The sequence below is a fragment of the Parabacteroides sp. KHUB-02 genome (assembly GCF_056640955.1).
Genome location: NZ_JBWQEV010000001.1, coordinates 836,843 through 854,757 on the forward strand (window position 1 = coordinate 836,843; position 17,915 = coordinate 854,757).

A 17,915-nucleotide genomic window follows, 5' to 3' on the forward strand; every position below is an offset into this window, starting at 1 on the left:
ATAATAATATGAGACGTAAAATATATAAGATGATATGTGTCGCTGTCGCTTGTATGAGTTTAATCGCTTGTGATAGCTGGTTGGATGTAGATCCTTCCGATCAATATTCCACGGAAACATTCTGGAAGACAAAAGAGCATGCGAGCGCCGGTATAATGGGATGTTACAACGCATTGAAACCTTGGCGTTCATTGCATACGATGGAATTCGATATGCTGACAGCGAATGCGATGCCTTATAACGAGGCGAATGGTACGCAAGCGATTGGAAAGGGTGAACATTTGTCTACTACGGCTCTAATCGGAAGTTTATGGAAGAACTGTTACGTTGGTATTGGCCGTACGAATACTTTCATCGCTAATGTCGGAGGTGTCGATATGGATGAGTCGGAGAAGGCGAAGATGGTGGGTGAAGCCAAGTTCTTACGAGCTTTCTATTATTTAAGTCTGGTCGATAAATTCGGAGGTGTACCGCTGATTATAGATGCTCCCAATGCGGATGAGCAAGCCGAATTACCTCGCAATTCCAAGGAAGAGGTAGTGAATCAGATTGTCAAGGATTTGGAGGAGGCCGCTGCCGTGCTACCGGACACCTATGCTAGCTCAGACTTGGGACGTGCGACAAAAGGTGCTGCGTTAGCGTTAAAAGCCCGTACTTTATTATATAATTCTCGTTGGGCGGAGGCGGCCCAAGCTGCTAAGCAGGTAATGGAGTCTGGCGTTTATCAATTATTCAATGATTATCGTCATTTCTTTAGCGAAGATAATAAATATAATTGTGAGGTAATCTTTGATATAGAAGCGAAATTGCCAGAGTATCCAACGGATTATGATCAGAATATCTGGCGCTTGAATCGTCCGGCTCCCTTGAAGGAACTGGTTGATACATATCTCTGTGTTGACGGGAAGACGATAGAAGAGTCACCACTTTATGATCCGACTCGTCCGTATGAGAACAGAGATCCCCGTTTATTGAAATCGATCGTTTGCATCGGTTATCCGTATTTAGGAAAGACGATCACAAAAGAAGATGTGGCGACTACGGGTTTCGGTGTGAAGAAATACACTTCTTATGAGGATGATGTAACGATTCCTTTAGTAGAACGTTCGGCTTTCAATTTCATTTTAATTCGTTATGCGGAAGTTCTGTTGACGTATGCCGAGGCCCAGAATGAGGCGAGTGGTCCTGATCAGTCAGTTTATGATGCCATCAACCAATTGCGTAGGCGTCCGGATATCAATATGCCGGAAGTACCAAAAGGTTTGACGAAAGATCAGATGCGTGAGGTAATCCGCCGTGAACGCCGTATCGAGTTGACCTTTGAAGGACTCTACTATTCGGATATCTTGCGTTGGAAAACCGCTGAGAAAGAGAATAATGGTATGATGCATAATTATGATGGAATAGAAGTCGTGAAACGTTCTTTTAATCCGAAACGAGATTATTTATGGCCGATCCCTTATAACCAAACAGTCTTGAACCCTAATTTGGAGCAAAATCCGAACTGGGATTAATTTTTGGATAAATTAAAAACTGTTATCTTTGAAGTGCCAAACACAGGATGGCACTTCAAAGCCAATATATCAATAAATAATATCATGAAGAATAAACTAATGTTACTGACGGCCGCCTCAGCCTTTTCAATGGCAGGCATAGCCGCTGATTACACAAATATCGTTCTAATTAATTTGGATGATGCGGGTTACGGAGATTTTTCTTTTAATGGGGCTTACGGATATACCACTCCGAATATCGACAAAATGGCGGCGGAAGGCGTTCGTTTTACACACTTCTTGGCGGGACAGCCGATCAGTGGAGCGTCTCGTGCCGGCTTGTTGACCGGTTGTTATCCGAATCGTATCGGTTTCGCCGGCGCTCCGGGACCGGATTCGAACTACGGAATCCATCCGGATGAGATGACGATCGCAGAGGTATTGAAACAGAAAGGATATAGTACCGCTATCTTCGGTAAATGGCATTTAGGTAGCCAAAAGGAATTTCTTCCCTTGCAAAATGGCTTCGATGAGTATTATGGTTTGCCGTATTCTAACGATATGTGGCCATTCCACCCGCAACAAGGTGAGGTCTTTAATTTCCCGGATTTGCCGACTTATGACGGAAACGAGATTATCGGTTATAATACGGACCAAACACGGTTGACTACGGATTATACCACCCGTTCTGTTAATTTCATCAAGAAGAATAAGAATAAGCCTTTCTTCTTGTATCTGGCCCATAATATGCCCCATGTACCGTTGGCCGTTTCCGATAAATTCAAGGGAAAGAGCGAGCAGGGTTTATATGGCGACGTGATGATGGAGATCGACTGGAGTGTAGGTGAGATATTCAAGACATTGCGTGAGCTGGGCTTGGAAGATAATACGTTGGTGATCTTGACTTCCGATAATGGCCCTTGGACCAATTACGGGAATCATGCCGGTTCAGCCGGTGGGTTACGTGAGGCAAAGGCTACGACCTTTGATGGTGGTAACCGGGTTCCTTGTATCATGTACTGGAAAGGTAAGACGTTACCGGGCACGACTTGTAATAAGTTAGCTTCTAATATCGACCTTCTTCCTACGTTCGCCGAGATCACGCAGGCCCCGCTGCCTACTCGCAAGATTGATGGCGTTAGTATCTTATCATTGATAGAGGGCAAGAAAGACGCGAATCCTCGTGAATCCTTTGTCTATTATTATAACAAGAATGACTTGGAGGCTGTCACGGACGGTATGTTTAAGCTGGTATTCCCTCATAAATACGTTACTTACGGGGCTTATGAGCCGGGAAACGACGGCCAGCCGGGTAAGTTGACGAATCTGGAGATCATGAAACCTGAGATGTATGACTTGCGCCGTGATCCGGGAGAGCGTTATAACGTGATCACCCAGTATCCTGAGGAAGCTGCGAAGTTGATGAAGATCGCCGACCTGAAACGTCATGAGTTAGGGGATAACCTAACGCGCGTAAAGGGAACGGAGCGTAGGGAACCGGGCCTAGTACAAGGGAAAAAACGTCATGACCTATGAAACAATCGATCATAAGTATCGGAATGACTGCCTGTTGTCTTTCGGGAAACGGGCAGTTCCTCTTTGCCGCCGATAAACCAGTGCAAGAGGAACGTCCTAATATCTTGTTTATCCTTTCGGATGATCATACTTCCCAGTCTTGGGGCATTTACGGGGGGGTGTTGGGGGAATATGCCCGCAACGAGAATATCCGTCGCTTGGCTGCGGAGGGTTGCGTATTGGATAATTGTTTTTGTACGAACTCGATCTCTTCTCCGAGTCGTGCGGCGATCTTGACCGGAGCCTATAGTCACGTGAACGGTGTCTACACGTTAAGTGATTCTTTTGATCCGGAGCAGGATAATATCGCCAAGCAAATGCGGGCGGGAGGCTATCAGACCGCTTTGGTCGGTAAATGGCATCTGAAAACGCAACCGCAAGGTTTCGACTTTTATTCCGTGTTTCATGACCAAGGCGAGTACCGAGACCCTACTTTTATAAATTGTACGGAACCTTGGCCGGGTGAGCGTAATTTCGGGGAGCGGGTACGAGGTTTCTCCACGGATATCGTGACGGATAAGGCGATCCGTTGGATGAAAGAGGCCGATAAGGACCGGCCTTTCATGATGTGTTGTCATTTCAAGGCTACACACGAACCTTGGGATTTTCCGGAACGGATGAGGCATTTATATGACGGCGTTGTTTTCCCGGAACCGGAAAACTTATTTGATTGGGGGCCGGAGACGAATGGACGTACCTTCTCCGGACAGCCTTTGGAGGAGTTGGCCCGTCGTTGGGACGTGGCGTCGCAAGACCCTGATAAATGGTGGTGCCGGTATCCGGAGTTGCCTTTTACGACGAAGGGCATGCATCGATCTGCCGCCCGTAGCGGCGCTTACCAGAAATTGGTGCGCGACTATTTGCGTTGCGGGGCTACGATCGACGATAATATCGGGAAGTTATTGAAAGCGCTGGACGATATGGGAATCGCCGATAATACGATCGTGGTGTACGTATCCGACCAAGGTTATTTTTTAGGAGAGCATGGTTTCTTCGATAAGCGTATGATGTATGAGGAGTCTCTACGTATGCCTTTCGTGATCCGTTACCCGAAAGAGATCCCGGCGGGGACCCGCAATAAGGATATAATCTTGAACGTGGATTTTGCCTCTTTGCTGGCGGATTACGCAGGCGTGAAGACCCCGAAAGAATCGCAGGGCCATAGTTTTCGCGATAATCTGAAAGGAAATACCCCAAAGGATTGGCGTAAGGAGATGTATTATCGTTATTGGACCCAACATTCGAACCGTCCGGCCCATATGGGTATCCGTAATGAGCGGTATAAACTGATGTTTTTCTATGGCGACCGTCTGAATATGACTGGTTCGGAGGATAAGACCACGACACCAGCATGGGAGTTTTACGACCTTCAATCCGATCCTCGTGAGAATCACAACGCTTACAACGATCCCCAATGCGCCAAGATCATCCGGCAAATGAAGGAGGAGATGCTGAAGCTGCGGAAAGATGTTAAGGATGAGGACACGAATACCCCTAGGATGAAGGAGATTATGGATACCTATTATTGGTAAAAAGAAAGCGGAGGGAGACGTAGCGTGCTGCGTCGCCTATCCTTTGTAATAGAAGTCCACGCTAGCAACCGAGAGGGAGTGTGGTATGTTATAAAGCATGTATTTCTAGAAAGAAGAAGGAATTTGTTCTTTTGTGAAAAAGAAGTCTTATGTTTGTGCACGATATGAAAAACAGGGTTTATGTGGCCCCGTTATCAGTAAACAACCAACCTTGACATGAATACAAACAGAGATAAGGCTGTCTCTTTTGGGCGGGACGGCGGAGATGTCCGCCGTCCTGTTTTTTTGTCAATGAGCCAGAGCTGTACGTGACATCCGTTCCAGCTCCGGGGGAGCCAGAGCGGAATATCGCCCGCTGGCTGTGTGAATAATGACAAGCTGCGTCTCCCCGGATACCTATTTCGTTAACTCATAAGCCTCTATCACGCACTCCAAAGCGCAGGCGTTTGCTGCCGAGCTTTCCTTGTGGAAAGGGCCGTACCAATAACAACCGAAGCTTTTGGATGTGGGGTCATAATCTTTCGTGATGATGGATTCTGCGTTTTTCAAGATGAAATCTTTATAAGCCGGATTCTTTGTCACTTCATACAGGAAGGCTAAATGACGGATGAAGATACCCTTAAATTGGACACCGTCGTTGCTATCATCGATCTCGGGCTTCATCTCACGAAGTATACCCTCGTCGGTTACCAATTGCGTGGTAATGGTAGCGTCGGCGATCTTTTCCGCTAGCTCCAAGTAAGATTTATCGTTGGTTTGGAGATACATCTCGGCTAAGACAGCGATGGCTACGCCTTGGTTATACGTGTAGTGGGCGTTGCGGTTGGGGGTACAATCGTCTTTCGTGCCGTCCTCGATTTGGTAGATGTCCGTATTGATCATGCCGGTTTGCGTATACCAATCCACGTTCTTCTTGAACCAGTCGAGATACGCCGGATTTTGGGTCGCTTTATATAATCGGATAGCTGTCAGGGAGAACAGGTTGTTCGCTATGGAGTTCTTGTAATGCAAAGGGTTCTTTTTCCAGAAGATGCCACCTCCGCAAGCGTCGCTCCAGCCAGTTGTCATATCATCGAATATGATCTCGGCCATATCTAGGTACTTTTTCTCTCCGGTCAGTTTGGAGGCCTCGATCCATGCCAATGCCCACCAACCCTCGTCATCGTAATAATCATTGATGAAGTTGTCGCAATAACGGGGAGTACCGGTTGAGTCTACGCCTACTTGGTAATGACGGGCTTTCTCGAATACATCCTCTATGACAGATGGGATGGCCGGATCTTTGGTTACGGCGCCGTAGCGAATGGTGGCGGTCAATACGTTCGCCGAGTTCCACCAGCCGGCTGTTTCCCAGATACCGGTCGTGTCGTTTCTCCAGCTTAGGGAGGTTTGTACGCTTTCTCGCATCTTTCCCTCAAAAGGGGAAGGTTTGCTACAGGATAGCATGAAAAATACAAGCAATACGCTTGTCAGGAAATGTTTGTACATACGTATTTATGAAAATAAGATTAGATTAAGCCACAAAGATAAATGATCTTTTTGAACTTTAGTTAAACTTTGTACCTTTGTCTGACGGAATCTAAGATACTTCAATATTAATCATAAAAGAAAAACACGGTAAGATGAAAAAGCAAATCTTATTTATTTGTTGTGCGGTAATCGCATACTGCCTGAGCGCCTGTAATACGGCACCTCAGCAAGCGCCTTTGAAAGAGAAGAATCTGCCAAAGCATGTAATCTTGATCGGTTTCGACGGCTTGAGCGCCCATTGCTTGAATAATGGGGCGGATATGCCTACTTTCCGTAAGATGATGGCGGAAGGCGCCTCCACGTTAGAGAATCGTTCGATCCTGCCTTCGTCGAGTGCTTGTAATTGGGCTTCCATGTTTATGGGAGCGGGACCGGAGTTGCACGGATATACGGAGTGGGGATCTCGTACGCCGGAGCTTCCTTCGCGTGTCGTGAATAGCGACAACCGTTTCCCGAATATCTTCGGCCTGTACCGGGATAAGGCTCCCGAAGCCGAGATCGGCTATATCTATGAGTGGGAAGGCATGAATTATCTGGTGGATACCTTGGCCATGAGCTTCCGTAAGCATGCCCCGATGTCGGCTGAGAACCCGAACGGATGTACCCCGGTAGCCGTTCAGTATATCAAGGAGAAGAAGCCGAATCTTTGCGCGATCATATACGATCAGCCGGATGGTACCGGACATGGCAAGGGATGGAGTTCCCCGGAGTATTTTGCGATGGTGAATCATTTGGACAGTTGCTTGACGCAAGTGATGGACGCCGTTCGTGAGGCGGGTATCATGGATGATACGGTGGTTATACTGACGGCCGACCACGGCGGTATCGAGACCGGTCACGGTGGCAAGACGATGAACGAGATGCAAACCCCGATCGTTTTCTATGGAAAGAACGTAAAGAAAGGCTTCAAGATCCCGGAGAGTACGATGGTATATGATATCGCCGGCACGATAGCTTACCTCTTGGATGTACCCCAGCCGCAAGTGTGGATCGCCCGCCCGATCATGTCTGCGTTCTCAGATTAGGCAAACCTTGGAATACAGGAACGCCCCGGAAGGATTGATTCTTTCCGGGGCGTTTTGGCTTATTACCGGGCGATTCCTACCTTGGCTGTCGTGCCGTCGGATAGCCTCACGACGTAGAAGCCGGCCGGCAGGCCGTACAAGTGGTTGCTACCGGCGGGGAGGGCAGAATGGCGGATCAGCTTTCCGGCCATTGTCGTTATCGATACGTCGAGCGGGGCGGAGGTGTCGATGTAGAGTGTACCGCCGGAGGAGCGGATACGGCTCTTGTTGTCGGTGATCCGGGCGGTGGATACGATGATATCCTCTATCGTGATCCGGATATCTTCGTAGACGGCTATCGTGTAGCTGCCGTCCCGGTTGGGGGTGATCGCCCGGCCGTTCGCCTTTACCACGGGGGTAGACTGGCTGTAGGCCGAGTCTAGCTCAAGGTAGAGGAGGAATTGATCACCCTCCTCATAGTAATAGGTACCGGGAGAGGGGGTGAGGGTCGCATTTGCGGTCTCGGGGATTACGACCGTGTATACCGGGGGCGGAGTGGCAAGGCTGAACGTGCCCGCGCTCTCGTGCCCCGCGTGGTCCGTCACCTTGTAGGTATGGAGGCCCTCGCTTCCGGAACCGTCATAGCGGTCGGAGGTGAGCTGCACGGAAGTACCGTTGATGAGGACGGAAGCTACGCCGCTGCCCTTGCCATCGGTGGCGGTGAGGGTATAGCCGAGGTTATTGGTGGAGACGGTTACGGTTGGGGCGTTGAGGTCGAGGCGGATATCCGTGGCCTTATACTCGTACTCTCGCGTATAAGGGGCGTCACGTTTGAGCAGGTAGGTCACGTCGAAGGTTCCCTCTTGGCTGAAGGTGAAGGAGGCGGCGAAGACTTCGCCGGAAGCGATTAGCCCGCTAATCGCTTTGGTTTGTATGCCAGTCTCTTCCGCTTCTTTCAGCTTGATGGTGAAACCGGGGGGAGCGGAGAAGGTAACGGCTCCGGCATACCATTCCCCCTTCTTGTCGCCACCAAGTTCTACACGGGCCTCTTCCGGTAGCTTGTCGGTATAGGTACATGGGATATCCGGCGTGAGTTCCAGCTTGTAGTTGGACGCTAGGAACTTGCCGTTATCTATTAGCTTGAGATCTCCCGGAATGATAAGGTTGGTTGGGGAGTCTATGGCCAGTTGCCCGGAGAAGGCTGCTGTTTCTCCTGTGGCTTCTCCGCTTGTGTCATATTCCGGGGTCTCGCCTTTATACAGTATTTGGTCGGCCTGCGGGGTGACGGTGAGTGTTCTCGGGTGGATCGTTATCGGGATGTTTACGGTATCCTTCTTGCAGTTGACATGGCTGATGGCAATGCGTATCGTATCCCCGGATGTTGCGGTAGCCTTGTTGGGGGAACCGCATAGCTTGTTATCATTGTTTACCGTCAGGCCATAAGCTGCACCGTCGATTTCGAACTTATAGTCGGACTTATCGCCGTAGGTATCGGGAGCGAGGAGCCCGGACAGGTCATAAAGCTCATTCGGCTCCAGTGGCGTGGCGTACGTCCCTTCCAGCGTGGCCGGGGAGGCGGTGGTCTTGATCAGGTTCTCTGTCCAATGGGCGTAGAGGGTCATAGGCCCGGTGATCTTGGTTATTTGATTCCCGCCTTCTCTATCGTCGTACCAGCCTTCTACTAGGGTGTAATATGTATAGGTGAGCTCACCTGGCCTTAATGCGTCAGTTTCTGATAGGTATTCTGTGCTATTAGTGCCGTCGTCGATGGGATAATTGGTTTGAAAGTTCACTTTGTACTTTATCTTCTGACCATTAAGCTGAACCTTGATATTGGTATTGTCACTCTTGAGATCCTCATTGTTCTCTATCGTTCCGTTGCCGTCGATGGTTCCACTATCTTCATTGCTGATCGTCCCTTCATTGGTGAGGGTTACGCCATCGGCGATCGTCAATGTCTGTTTCCTTCTTATATGGAGTGTATAGCCGGGCGGTATCTCGTAATCCCGGTCGATGGTATAGTGGGTAATGTCGACGTTGTTGCCATCTATCATGCTACCCTTGATGCTACCCTCAATGCTACTATAATTATATTCCTTTAGAAATATGATAGCGCTATTCTGACCGGAGGGGAGGACATAAGATGACGCGTTTATAGCTTTGCCTCCATCTTTATTCGTTATAGCGGAGATGATCCCCCCGCTTATCGTGACTGTTTCCCCTACCTTTCCTTCCCCTGCGCCCATACCGTTATATCCGGTGGCATTTACGATTCCCCCGCTGATCTCTATCGTTCCGGAAGTTATGGGTGGATTAGCATGAGCGGGAGTCCCCGATACCCCGATACCCGGCCCGGAATCACCCCCTGTGGCGGTGATATTCCCGTCTTTGATCCGGACGGTTCCACCATTGGAATTAGCACTTGTTCCGATACCGGCTCCATATCCTTTCCCATGGGCAATGATGGTACCGTTCTCGATCGTGATGGTTCCTTTCGCATCTTTACTGTATCGTGAGCCTATTCCGGCGGCTTCATTTCCTCCTTTGACCGTTAGTTTTCCTTTACCTTTTATTATAAGCTCGGTACCATCGCCTGTAGGCGCGCAAATGGCGGGTAGGTCATGGCCACCTGCTAAGCTGTTATCTCCGGCTAGGGTCAATTCTACTTTCTTGGCTCCATCGGCGTATAAGGCGCAATAAGGTTCGTCTTCTTGGAGATTCTCGATGTTTACATTCTCCAGCGTGATCTTTACCTGTATGCCACTGGCGACCACAATAACGGCTTTCGATTTATTCTGATCTGTTGTGCCGTATCCGGTTTCTTGTGATGGCAATCCTTGTTTTTGGACATCATACGTACCGTGAATACGATATACGCTATTGTCTTGACTAATGGTAATTCCCCCTTTATGGCTATCGTCACTAAGATCTATATCTATTGTGCTTGTCCCTTGCCCCCATGCCGATACGAGCGAAAGGAATAGTAAGACGCCTGTTGTTAGGATGATTTGTTCTTTCATGATGTTCGTATTTTAGTTGCCGCTAAGATATGGGAGGGAGCGGGTTTCCCGCATGACAATCCGTCCGAATCTATTAGGACAAATCGTAATTAGCTGATTTTATTGATAGGACAGATCGTAATTCACGCGCAAAAAGGTAAAAATGTCTCTTTTCTATCAAAAAGCGGCAGGCCTTGATAAAAAAGCGATATATTTGGGGCATGGATATCCTGACTGTTTATATGATCTCTATCATGGTATTGGTACCCGTCTATTCCGCCGTGTCTTGCGGGATGGTGGTGGGGCTTTCCTTGCAGGATTGCCTGTCTCGGGAGGAGCGTGACTTGAAGAGGATATTGCTGGTTTACCTATCTGTCTCGGCTACCGGGTGGTTGGTCACGTTTTGCTATCAGTTTTATCCCTCGTTGTTTGTCCGGCTCAACGTGGTTTGCCTGCTTTGTTTCGTCTTGCCGTCTATCTTCTTCTACCGGATCGTCCGTTTCCTCACGAGGCTGGGCGAGCCGGAGGAATTCCCGCCTCTCCATTATCTCGTACCCGGGCTGCTGGCGCTGGCGATGTTGGTCTGGTCGTGCTTCGTGCCTTTCGACGTGCGGCTGGAGATCGTGAGGGGGAAAGCGGAGGTGATTCCCGCAGGGTACGAGTGGTATACCCGCTTTTTTACCCTCAAGCCCCTGCTGAGGGTTGTTTTTGGCCTCTTGTATTATATCCTTACGCTGGCGCTGCTGGTATCTTATTATAAGAGGGCGAGAGGGAAGGATACGCTGGTTCGCGGGCCGGCGGGCTGGGTGATCTTCTTGGTAGGTGTGTCCATCGCCTCGCTGCTCTCATCGGTCCTGCCTACGTTCATACCACGGAGCCGGTTCTACTATTCCCTTTGGACGGCAGTCGTGTCTTGCGGCATCGCCCTCCAACACGTTTTGCTATCGTACCATGTCATACGGCGGGAATACTGCCTCTACGTCTTGCGCCGTGAATCCCCGCCTTCTTCCTCCGGGGAAACGGATGCGGGAGACGTGCGCCTCCGCCGTAGCCATTCCGGGAAATTGACCCAGAGACGTTTCGAGCGTTTTTTCCGGGAACACAAGCCTTTTTTGAGGCCGGGTTATAAGATGACTGATCTGGTGGAGGACTTGGACGTGAACCGCACGGTGCTATCTGCCTTTATCAACCAGACGTATAGCATGAACTTCAATCGTTACCTGAACCGTTTCCGCTTGAGGGAGTTGGATAGGCTCCGCTCGCATCCCGCCAACCAAGGCAAGAGCGTGAGCTCGCTGATCGGGCAGGTAGGTTTCAAGGATTTCCGTACCTATTCCCGTGCCGTCGCCATCGAGCGGGAAGCGGCCGCCGGGAAGCGGGAGCCCAAGGAGGAAGGAGGCACGGCATGATGAGCCTTGGTCTTATGGAGGCTTTCGCTTTCAGCCTTCCCATCGTCTGCGCCATGGTATGTATGGTATTGATGTTGCTGGACGCCTGCCGGTACGGAAGGGGCGGGCAGGAAAGGCGGTTGAGGGCGCTCTTGGCGCTGACTTACTTGGTGACGTCGCTGGGTTGGCTCGGGTTGGTGCTTTATTCGGTCGCCCCGTGCGCTTTCTCGTATTACCATCCCGTCTTTTTATTGACGTTGATGTTGGATCAGGTGATGTTTTTCTGGGTGGTATCCATGATAACGGATACCGGCGAGCGGCGGAGACTGAATCGATGGCACTGGGTGGTGCCTGTCTTCCTTATGGGGGCCTCGTTCGAAGGCGGTATACTGGTAAGTCTCGTGTTTTTTATCTACAATACGCTTTACCCGGCGCTAAACCTCCGGAACATATACCGTTACAGGCGGTTCATCGTAGATTACTCGTCGGAGGCGCAGCGTATCTCCTTGGATTGGCTGGCGGCCGTGCAAGTTTTTATCTTGGCTTGCGTACCCGTTCCGCTGGCGGGATTGTTGCTCGATATGGAGACTTTCTCCTCTTCCTATTTCGTGTGGCTGGGGGTGTTGCCAACGTTCGTGTTTTATATGATGCTCTGTTATAACATGCTCGACAAGAATTATCTCATCGTCCAGCCCGAGGCGTTGAAAGTGGAGGATATGCCTCCCAATCTCCCGGCTCTAGACCGTAAACGCCTAGAACGCTACCTACGTGAGAAGAAACCTTATCTGGACCCCAAGTTGCGGATCACCGACCTCGCCGCCGGGCTAAGTACCAACCGTAGCTACCTGTCGGCTTTTATCAACAAGGAGTATGGCATGAATTTCTGTCGCTTGATAAACCGCTGCCGTCTGATGGCTCTCGACCGCTTGCGGGTATCTCCCGCGAATGCAGGCAAGACTAATATGGAACTGGTACTTATGGCAGGCTTTAGTGGTTACCGGAATTATCTTCGGGTGAAAAAGGAGGAGGATAGGCTGGCGTTATTGAAAGTATTCGAGTGATAACCCCGATTTGGCAAACCGAGGTGAGGTGTTTTTTGAGGTATAAACGTTATCTTTGTCACGCATTTTAAATATATAAACCATGAAGAAATTCTTTTATACTTTCGCTTTTATCCTTTGCGCCTTGATGACGTTACAGGCGGAGACAATGGTAGTTGCCACCTATAATTTGCGTAACGCCAACGGCAGCGATTCCACGAACGGTAATGGCAGGGGACAACGCTATCCCTACATCGCCCAGATCGTACAGTTTCACGGGTTCGATATCTTTGGAACCCAAGAGGGCAAATATCCGCAATTGCAGGACTTGAGGCAAGCCATGCCCGGATACGATTATATCGGCGTGGGACGTGACGATGGTAAGCAGGCGGGAGAGCATTCGGCTATCTTTTACCGCACGGACAAGTTCGAGGTCTTGGAGCATGGCGATTTCTGGCTATCCGAGATCACCGACCGTCCGAATAAAGGCTGGGACGCCGTTCTGCCCCGTATCTGTACGTGGGGTGAGTTCCGGGATAAGCAAACCGGTTTCACTTTCTTGTTCTTCAACCTTCACATGGACCATGTAGGCGTACAGGCACGTGCCGAGAGCGCCAAGCTGATCTTGGAGAAGATCAAGGAGTTCCCCAAGAAACTTCCCGCTATCCTTACCGGAGATTTCAACGTGGACCAAACAAGTGAGTCCTATCAGTTGTTAGATGGTTCCGGTATCATGCGTGACTCTTATGAGATCGCAGATTTCCGCTATGCCCCGAATGGTACCTTCAACGGTTTCCATCCGGACCGCAAGACCGATAGCCGTATCGACCATCTTTTCTTGACCAAGGAGTTTGAGGTGAAGAAGTATGGAATCTTAACGGATACCTATCGCTCCGAGGTGAAAGAAAGCGCCCAGAAGGAGCAAAACGGTAATTTCCCGAAAGAGGTGTCATTGAGTAAATATGAGGCCCGTACCCCTTCCGACCACTTTCCCGTAATGATCGTTGTGGAAGTAAAAGACTGAGGTTTTAGAAAAATTGGTTATTATTAACCCCGTAATCTTTATCAAATTTGTTTAGATCCTGTTATATAATCAGAATATTGACTAAAACGATCTAAACAAATTTGGTATGATACGTAAATTATTGATTCGTGATTTGACTCTTCGCGATGGTCAGCAATCGGCATTCGCTACAAGAATGTCTCAAACGCAAATAGACCGTGTACTTCCTTACTACAAAGACGCAGGCTTTTACGCCATGGAAGTATGGGGTGGGGCGGTTCCCGATTCCGTGATGCGTTATTTAGGTGAGAATCCGTGGGATCGTTTAGAGATCATCAAAGAGAAAATAGGTAATTCCTCCAAGCTATCCGCTCTTTCCCGTGGGCGTAATTTATTCGGTTATAATCCTTATCCCGACGAGATTATAGAAGGCTTTTGCCGGAACTCGATTCGTTCCGGTATCGATATCATGCGTATTTTCGATGCTTTGAACGACGTGGATAACGTGAAATCCACGATCCGTTATGTGAAGAAATTCGGGGGAAAGGCTGACTGTGCCATCTGTTATACGATAGATCCTCACCATTCCCCGGTTGAACGTATAAAAGCCGCCTTGCATGGACGGCCCTTGCATAAGCCTGTTTTTACGAATGAGTATTTCTTAAACAAGGCTCTTCAACTGGAGTCGCTGGGCGCTGATATGATCACCCTGAAGGATATGAGTGGTTTGATACCTCCGGCTCGTACGGCGGAATTGGTGCGATTGTTCAAGAAGAGCCTGAAGGTACCGGTGGATTTCCATACGCATTGTACGCCCGGTTACGGATTGGCGTCGGTCGTATCCGCCATTATCAATGGGGTGGACATCGTTGATACGAATATCTGGAACTTCGCCGGAGGACCGGCCGCTCCCGCCGTGGAGCTGGTCTATATCTTCTGCAAGAAATTGGGTATCGAGCTAGATCTTGATATGGATGCGATCGCTAAGATCAACAAGGAGTTATTGACGATCCGCAAGGAACTTTCCTCGTTCGATACCGCTAAGAAATTCCCGAGGCCCTTTAATCCCGTAGAGGATAGTTTCCCCGCCGAGATCGACCGCTTCTTCAACGATGCCATCGAGGCCGCTCGGAAAGATAAGGAGGACGATTTGCTGCTTTATTGCCGTGCGATCGAGGAGTATTTTGATTTCCCCGAGCCGAACGAGTTGGTGAAAAAAGCGCAGATCCCGGGAGGTATGTACACAAATATGGTTGCCCAGTTGAAGCAATTGGGGCAGATCGACTTGTTGGAGAAGGCGATGTCGCTCATTCCGCAAGTACGGATGGATGCCGGCTTGCCTCCGTTGGTGACGCCTACGAGCCAGATTATCGGGGCGCAAGCGGTTTCCTGTGCGCTGGATGAGCTGAAAGGCCGCCCGATGTATAGTAATCCTTCCAACCAGTTTATCGCCTTGGTAAAAGGAGAGTATGGCAAGACGCCGATTCCGGTAGATCCGGCGTTTCGGTTGAAAATCACCGGCGTACAAAATGAGGTGCCTTACGACGGTTCCCATTACGTGATGCAAGAGAATCCTGTATTGGAGGATTTGGATGTGTTATTGGCTGAGAATGAGAAAGAAATACTGTTGCTGGAGTTATTCCCGACGGTAGCCCGTACATTTTTAACTAAATGGAAAGAACAAAAAGCGAGATCGAATGTTTAATAGTAGAAAGTCTTCAAATTTGGCATCCGTCATCTATTATATGTACGTTGCCGTTTAAACGGTGATACGAAAAGGCTCTCCGAATGGTAAGCGAACCATGGGAGAGCCTTCTTTATTTTATAAAGTGACTTTTTCGCGGACTTTACAAAGGGATCTTGTCTATACGACGTTGGTGGCGACCACCCTCAAAAGGTGTATCCAAGAATATCTCAACGATTTTCTTAGCCTCTTCCTTGCTGATAAAACGACCGGGCATTGATAACACGTTCGCGTCGTTATGCTCACGTGCCAGTTTCGCGATATCCTCTCGCCAGCATAAGGCGGCACGGACACCCCGATGTTTGTTCAAGGTCATACTAATGCCATTCCCTGTACCGCAGACAGCTATTCCCGGATAAACCTCGCCAGCTTCTACGGCCTTGCCCATCAGATGGGCGAAATCCGGATAATCGCAACTGTCAGAGGAATAAGTTCCAAAATCTTTATAAGACAATCCCCTTTCATCGAGGATTGTCTTTATATATTCTTTTAACTCAAAACCAGCGTGATCGCTACACAAACCTACTATACCCATCTTTATGCTAATAATTCTTTTACTTGGTTATAAACGTTCTTAGCCGTGAAACCTAATTTCTCGTCCAATACTTTGTAAGGGGCGGAGAAACCGAAGGATTCAAGTCCCCATACCTTGCCGTTAGGACCTACCAAACCTTCCAGATTAACCGGAAGACCAGCGGTTAAGCCGAAAATCCTGCTTCCTGCGGGAAGAATGGATTCTTGGTACTCTTTGCTTTGTGAACGGAATAGACCTTCGGAAGGAACGGAAACGATACGAACCTTTATGCCTTCAGCACGAAGTAAGGCGGCGCCCTCGACCAAAGTCGATACCTCGGAACCGGAAGCCAAAAGAATTACATCCGCGTTAGCGTCTTCATTGACGATATAGGCACCCTTTTCCGCCTGCAAAGCCTCTTGATAGCGGTTTTCCTTAGCGGGAAGATCTGTGATATTCTGACGGGAAAGAATCAACGCGGTAGGAGTGTAAACGTTCTCCATCGCTAGTTTCCATGCGATTGTTGTCTCCACAACGTCTGCCGGACGAAGTACCAACATGGAGTTGTGTCCCTTATGATTCTTCAATTTCTCTAATAAACGAACTTGAGCTTCTTGCTCTACCGGCTCGTGCGTAGGTCCGTCTTCTCCAACACGGAAAGCGTCGTGTGTCCAGATGAACTTAACGGGCTGCTCCATCAACGCGGCCATACGTAACGCAGGCTTCATGTAATCGGAGAATACGAAGAATGTACCGCAAGCGGCGATCACGCCACCATGTAAAGACATACCGATACAGATACAAGCCATAGAAAGCTCGGCTACACCTGCTTGGAAGAAAGCTCCGCTAAAGTCGCCTTTCACGAAAGCATGGGTCTTTTTCAAGAAGCCGTCTGTCTTATCGGAATTGGAAAGGTCGGCGGAAGCGACGATCATGTTTTCTACATGGGTAGCAAGCACTCCTAATACGGTAGCGGAAGCGGCACGGGTCGCTTGGTTCGCTTTCTGCTCGATTGCGGCCCAGTCGATTTGAGGAGCCTTTCCGGAGAACCATTGCTCCATCTTAGCCGCTAAGTCCGGGTGAGCTTTCGCCCATACGTCTTTCACGGCGTAACGTTCGGCGACGATTACTTCCAATTCTTTCGTGCGTTTGGCATATAATTCGGCTACCTCAGGAAGGATTGCGAACGGATGTTCCGGATCACCTCCTAGGTTCTTGATCGTATCTGCGATGGAAGCTCCTGCCGCGGATAAAGGTTGTCCGTGAGTAGATACCTTATTCTCGTAACAGCTGTTATCAGCGCCGACAGCACCTTTCCCCATAACGGTGTTACCGATGATCAAAGTCGGTTTGGAGATCTCTGCCTTAGCCTCTTTTAAAGCCTTGCGGATCTCGTTTACGTCGTTACCGTTTATTTGAATGACTTTCCAGCCCCAAGCCTCGTATTTCATGGCTACGTTCTCCGCATCGACGTCTTCTACCTTGGTAGATAGCTGCACGTTGTTAGCGTCGTAGAACATGATCAAGTTATCCAGTCCTAAAGTTCCGGCGATACGTCCGGCACCTTGGGAGATTTCCTCTTGGATACCTCCATCGGAAATATATGCGTAAATAGTCTGGTTCATTACTTCCTCACCCAGACGTGCTTTCAAGAATTTAGCTGCGATAGCCGCACCTACCGCATAAGTATGTCCTTGTCCCAACGGGCCGGACGTGTTTTCGATACCACGCATAACGTCTACCTCAGGATGTCCCGGAGTAACGCTTCCCCATTGGCGGAACTGTTGAAGTTCATCCAATGTGAATTTGCCGCTTAAAGCCAGTACGGAATAAAGCATCGGAGACATATGCCCCGGGTCAAGGAAGAAACGATCGCGTCCTTCCCATTTGGGATTCTTGGGATCGTATATTAAGAACTCTGAGAACAGTACGTTAACAAAGTCTGCACCACCCATAGCGCCACCCGGGTGCCCGGAGTTCGCTTTCTCCACCATTGACGCAGCCAGTATACGGATGTTATCAGCTGCTTTGTTCATTACTTGAATATCGTTCATTTTATCAGATGAATTATTTATTTGACTGCAAAGATAATC

12 protein-coding genes are annotated in these 17,915 nt (G+C 49.1%); 8 read left to right on the plus strand and 4 right to left on the minus strand.

All coding sequences use genetic code 11. The annotated features are described in order from the left end of the window. Nucleotides 1–8: 8 nt before the first annotated feature. The 3 genes from ACYIA1_RS03735 (at nucleotide 9) to ACYIA1_RS03745 (ending at nucleotide 4,600) form a co-directional block, all read left to right on the plus strand. Nucleotides 9–1,514 carry a RagB/SusD family nutrient uptake outer membrane protein gene (locus ACYIA1_RS03735; RefSeq protein ID WP_286757607.1) on the plus strand — a complete coding sequence of 502 codons (1,506 nt, stop codon included), beginning with the start codon at nucleotides 9–11 and terminating at the stop codon, nucleotides 1,512–1,514. 84 nt (nucleotides 1,515–1,598) lie between these two features. Further along, the gene (locus ACYIA1_RS03740) at nucleotides 1,599–3,029 is read left to right on the plus strand and encodes a sulfatase family protein (protein WP_195205259.1); all 1,431 of its coding nucleotides are present in this window, start codon (nucleotides 1,599–1,601) and stop codon (nucleotides 3,027–3,029) included. Then, nucleotides 3,026–4,600, plus strand: a complete 1,575-nt coding sequence (locus ACYIA1_RS03745) for a sulfatase family protein (protein ID WP_196009171.1) — start codon at nucleotides 3,026–3,028, stop codon at nucleotides 4,598–4,600. The genes ACYIA1_RS03740 and ACYIA1_RS03745 overlap by 4 nt, the downstream gene beginning before the upstream one ends. A gap of 396 nt (nucleotides 4,601–4,996) precedes the next feature. Here the strand turns inward: ACYIA1_RS03745 and ACYIA1_RS03750 are convergent, their stop codons facing one another. After that, nucleotides 4,997–6,088, minus strand: coding sequence for a glycoside hydrolase family 76 protein (locus tag ACYIA1_RS03750; protein WP_057329147.1), 1,092 nt, complete (start codon nucleotides 6,086–6,088; stop codon nucleotides 4,997–4,999). Nucleotides 6,089–6,222: 134 nt separating this feature from the next. Here ACYIA1_RS03750 and ACYIA1_RS03755 point away from each other — a divergent pair, with 134 nt between their 5' ends. Beyond that, a complete protein-coding gene (locus tag ACYIA1_RS03755) occupies nucleotides 6,223–7,155 on the plus strand; it encodes an alkaline phosphatase family protein (RefSeq protein WP_347172716.1) in 933 nt (310 codons plus the stop codon). Between the two features lie 62 nt (nucleotides 7,156–7,217). Here the strand turns inward: ACYIA1_RS03755 and ACYIA1_RS03760 are convergent, their stop codons facing one another. Beyond that, a complete protein-coding gene (locus ACYIA1_RS03760) occupies nucleotides 7,218–10,154 on the minus strand; it encodes an InlB B-repeat-containing protein (RefSeq protein WP_480334419.1) in 2,937 nt (978 codons plus the stop codon). Nucleotides 10,155–10,354: 200 nt separating this feature from the next. Here ACYIA1_RS03760 and ACYIA1_RS03765 point away from each other — a divergent pair, with 200 nt between their 5' ends. From ACYIA1_RS03765 to ACYIA1_RS03780, 4 genes are all read left to right on the plus strand, one after another. After that, a complete protein-coding gene (locus ACYIA1_RS03765; protein ID WP_480334421.1) occupies nucleotides 10,355–11,542 on the plus strand; it encodes an AraC family transcriptional regulator in 1,188 nt (395 codons plus the stop codon). Beyond that, nucleotides 11,539–12,582 carry a helix-turn-helix domain-containing protein gene (locus ACYIA1_RS03770; RefSeq protein ID WP_480334423.1) on the plus strand — a complete coding sequence of 348 codons (1,044 nt, stop codon included), beginning with the start codon at nucleotides 11,539–11,541 and terminating at the stop codon, nucleotides 12,580–12,582. The genes ACYIA1_RS03765 and ACYIA1_RS03770 overlap by 4 nt, the downstream gene beginning before the upstream one ends. Nucleotides 12,583–12,664: 82 nt before the next feature. Beyond that, nucleotides 12,665–13,585 (plus strand): endonuclease/exonuclease/phosphatase family protein, encoded by a 921-nt coding sequence (locus ACYIA1_RS03775; RefSeq protein ID WP_480334425.1) that lies wholly within the window; start codon nucleotides 12,665–12,667, stop codon nucleotides 13,583–13,585. A gap of 106 nt (nucleotides 13,586–13,691) precedes the next feature. Next, nucleotides 13,692–15,269: a carboxylase gene (locus ACYIA1_RS03780; RefSeq protein WP_480334427.1), complete on the plus strand. Its 1,578-nt coding sequence runs from the start codon at nucleotides 13,692–13,694 to the stop codon at nucleotides 15,267–15,269. Between the two features lie 142 nt (nucleotides 15,270–15,411). Here the strand turns inward: ACYIA1_RS03780 and rpiB are convergent, their stop codons facing one another. Both rpiB and ACYIA1_RS03790 read right to left on the minus strand, forming a co-directional pair. Continuing rightward, nucleotides 15,412–15,843: a ribose 5-phosphate isomerase B gene (rpiB, locus tag ACYIA1_RS03785; RefSeq protein ID WP_005866347.1), complete on the minus strand. Its 432-nt coding sequence runs from the start codon at nucleotides 15,841–15,843 to the stop codon at nucleotides 15,412–15,414. A gap of 2 nt (nucleotides 15,844–15,845) precedes the next feature. Continuing rightward, nucleotides 15,846–17,876, minus strand: a complete 2,031-nt coding sequence (locus tag ACYIA1_RS03790; RefSeq protein WP_146374856.1) for a transketolase family protein — start codon at nucleotides 17,874–17,876, stop codon at nucleotides 15,846–15,848. Between the last annotated feature and the right edge of the window lie 39 nt (nucleotides 17,877–17,915).

Coding starts and splice junctions, on each gene's coding strand:
- ACYIA1_RS03745 (WP_196009171.1), top strand. CDS start 3,026: ATGAAACAATCGATCATAAGTATCGGAATGACTGCCTGTTGTCTTTCG.
- ACYIA1_RS03775 (WP_480334425.1), top strand. CDS start 12,665: ATGAAGAAATTCTTTTATACTTTCGCTTTTATCCTTTGCGCCTTGATG.
- ACYIA1_RS03735 (WP_286757607.1), top strand. CDS start 9: ATGAGACGTAAAATATATAAGATGATATGTGTCGCTGTCGCTTGTATG.
- ACYIA1_RS03760 (WP_480334419.1), bottom strand. CDS start 10,154: ATGAAAGAACAAATCATCCTAACAACAGGCGTCTTACTATTCCTTTCG.
- ACYIA1_RS03755 (WP_347172716.1), top strand. CDS start 6,223: ATGAAAAAGCAAATCTTATTTATTTGTTGTGCGGTAATCGCATACTGC.
- rpiB (WP_005866347.1), bottom strand. CDS start 15,843: ATGGGTATAGTAGGTTTGTGTAGCGATCACGCTGGTTTTGAGTTAAAA.
- ACYIA1_RS03790 (WP_146374856.1), bottom strand. CDS start 17,876: ATGAACGATATTCAAGTAATGAACAAAGCAGCTGATAACATCCGTATA.
- ACYIA1_RS03740 (WP_195205259.1), top strand. CDS start 1,599: ATGAAGAATAAACTAATGTTACTGACGGCCGCCTCAGCCTTTTCAATG.
- ACYIA1_RS03750 (WP_057329147.1), bottom strand. CDS start 6,088: ATGTACAAACATTTCCTGACAAGCGTATTGCTTGTATTTTTCATGCTA.
- ACYIA1_RS03765 (WP_480334421.1), top strand. CDS start 10,355: ATGGATATCCTGACTGTTTATATGATCTCTATCATGGTATTGGTACCC.
- ACYIA1_RS03770 (WP_480334423.1), top strand. CDS start 11,539: ATGATGAGCCTTGGTCTTATGGAGGCTTTCGCTTTCAGCCTTCCCATC.
- ACYIA1_RS03780 (WP_480334427.1), top strand. CDS start 13,692: ATGATACGTAAATTATTGATTCGTGATTTGACTCTTCGCGATGGTCAG.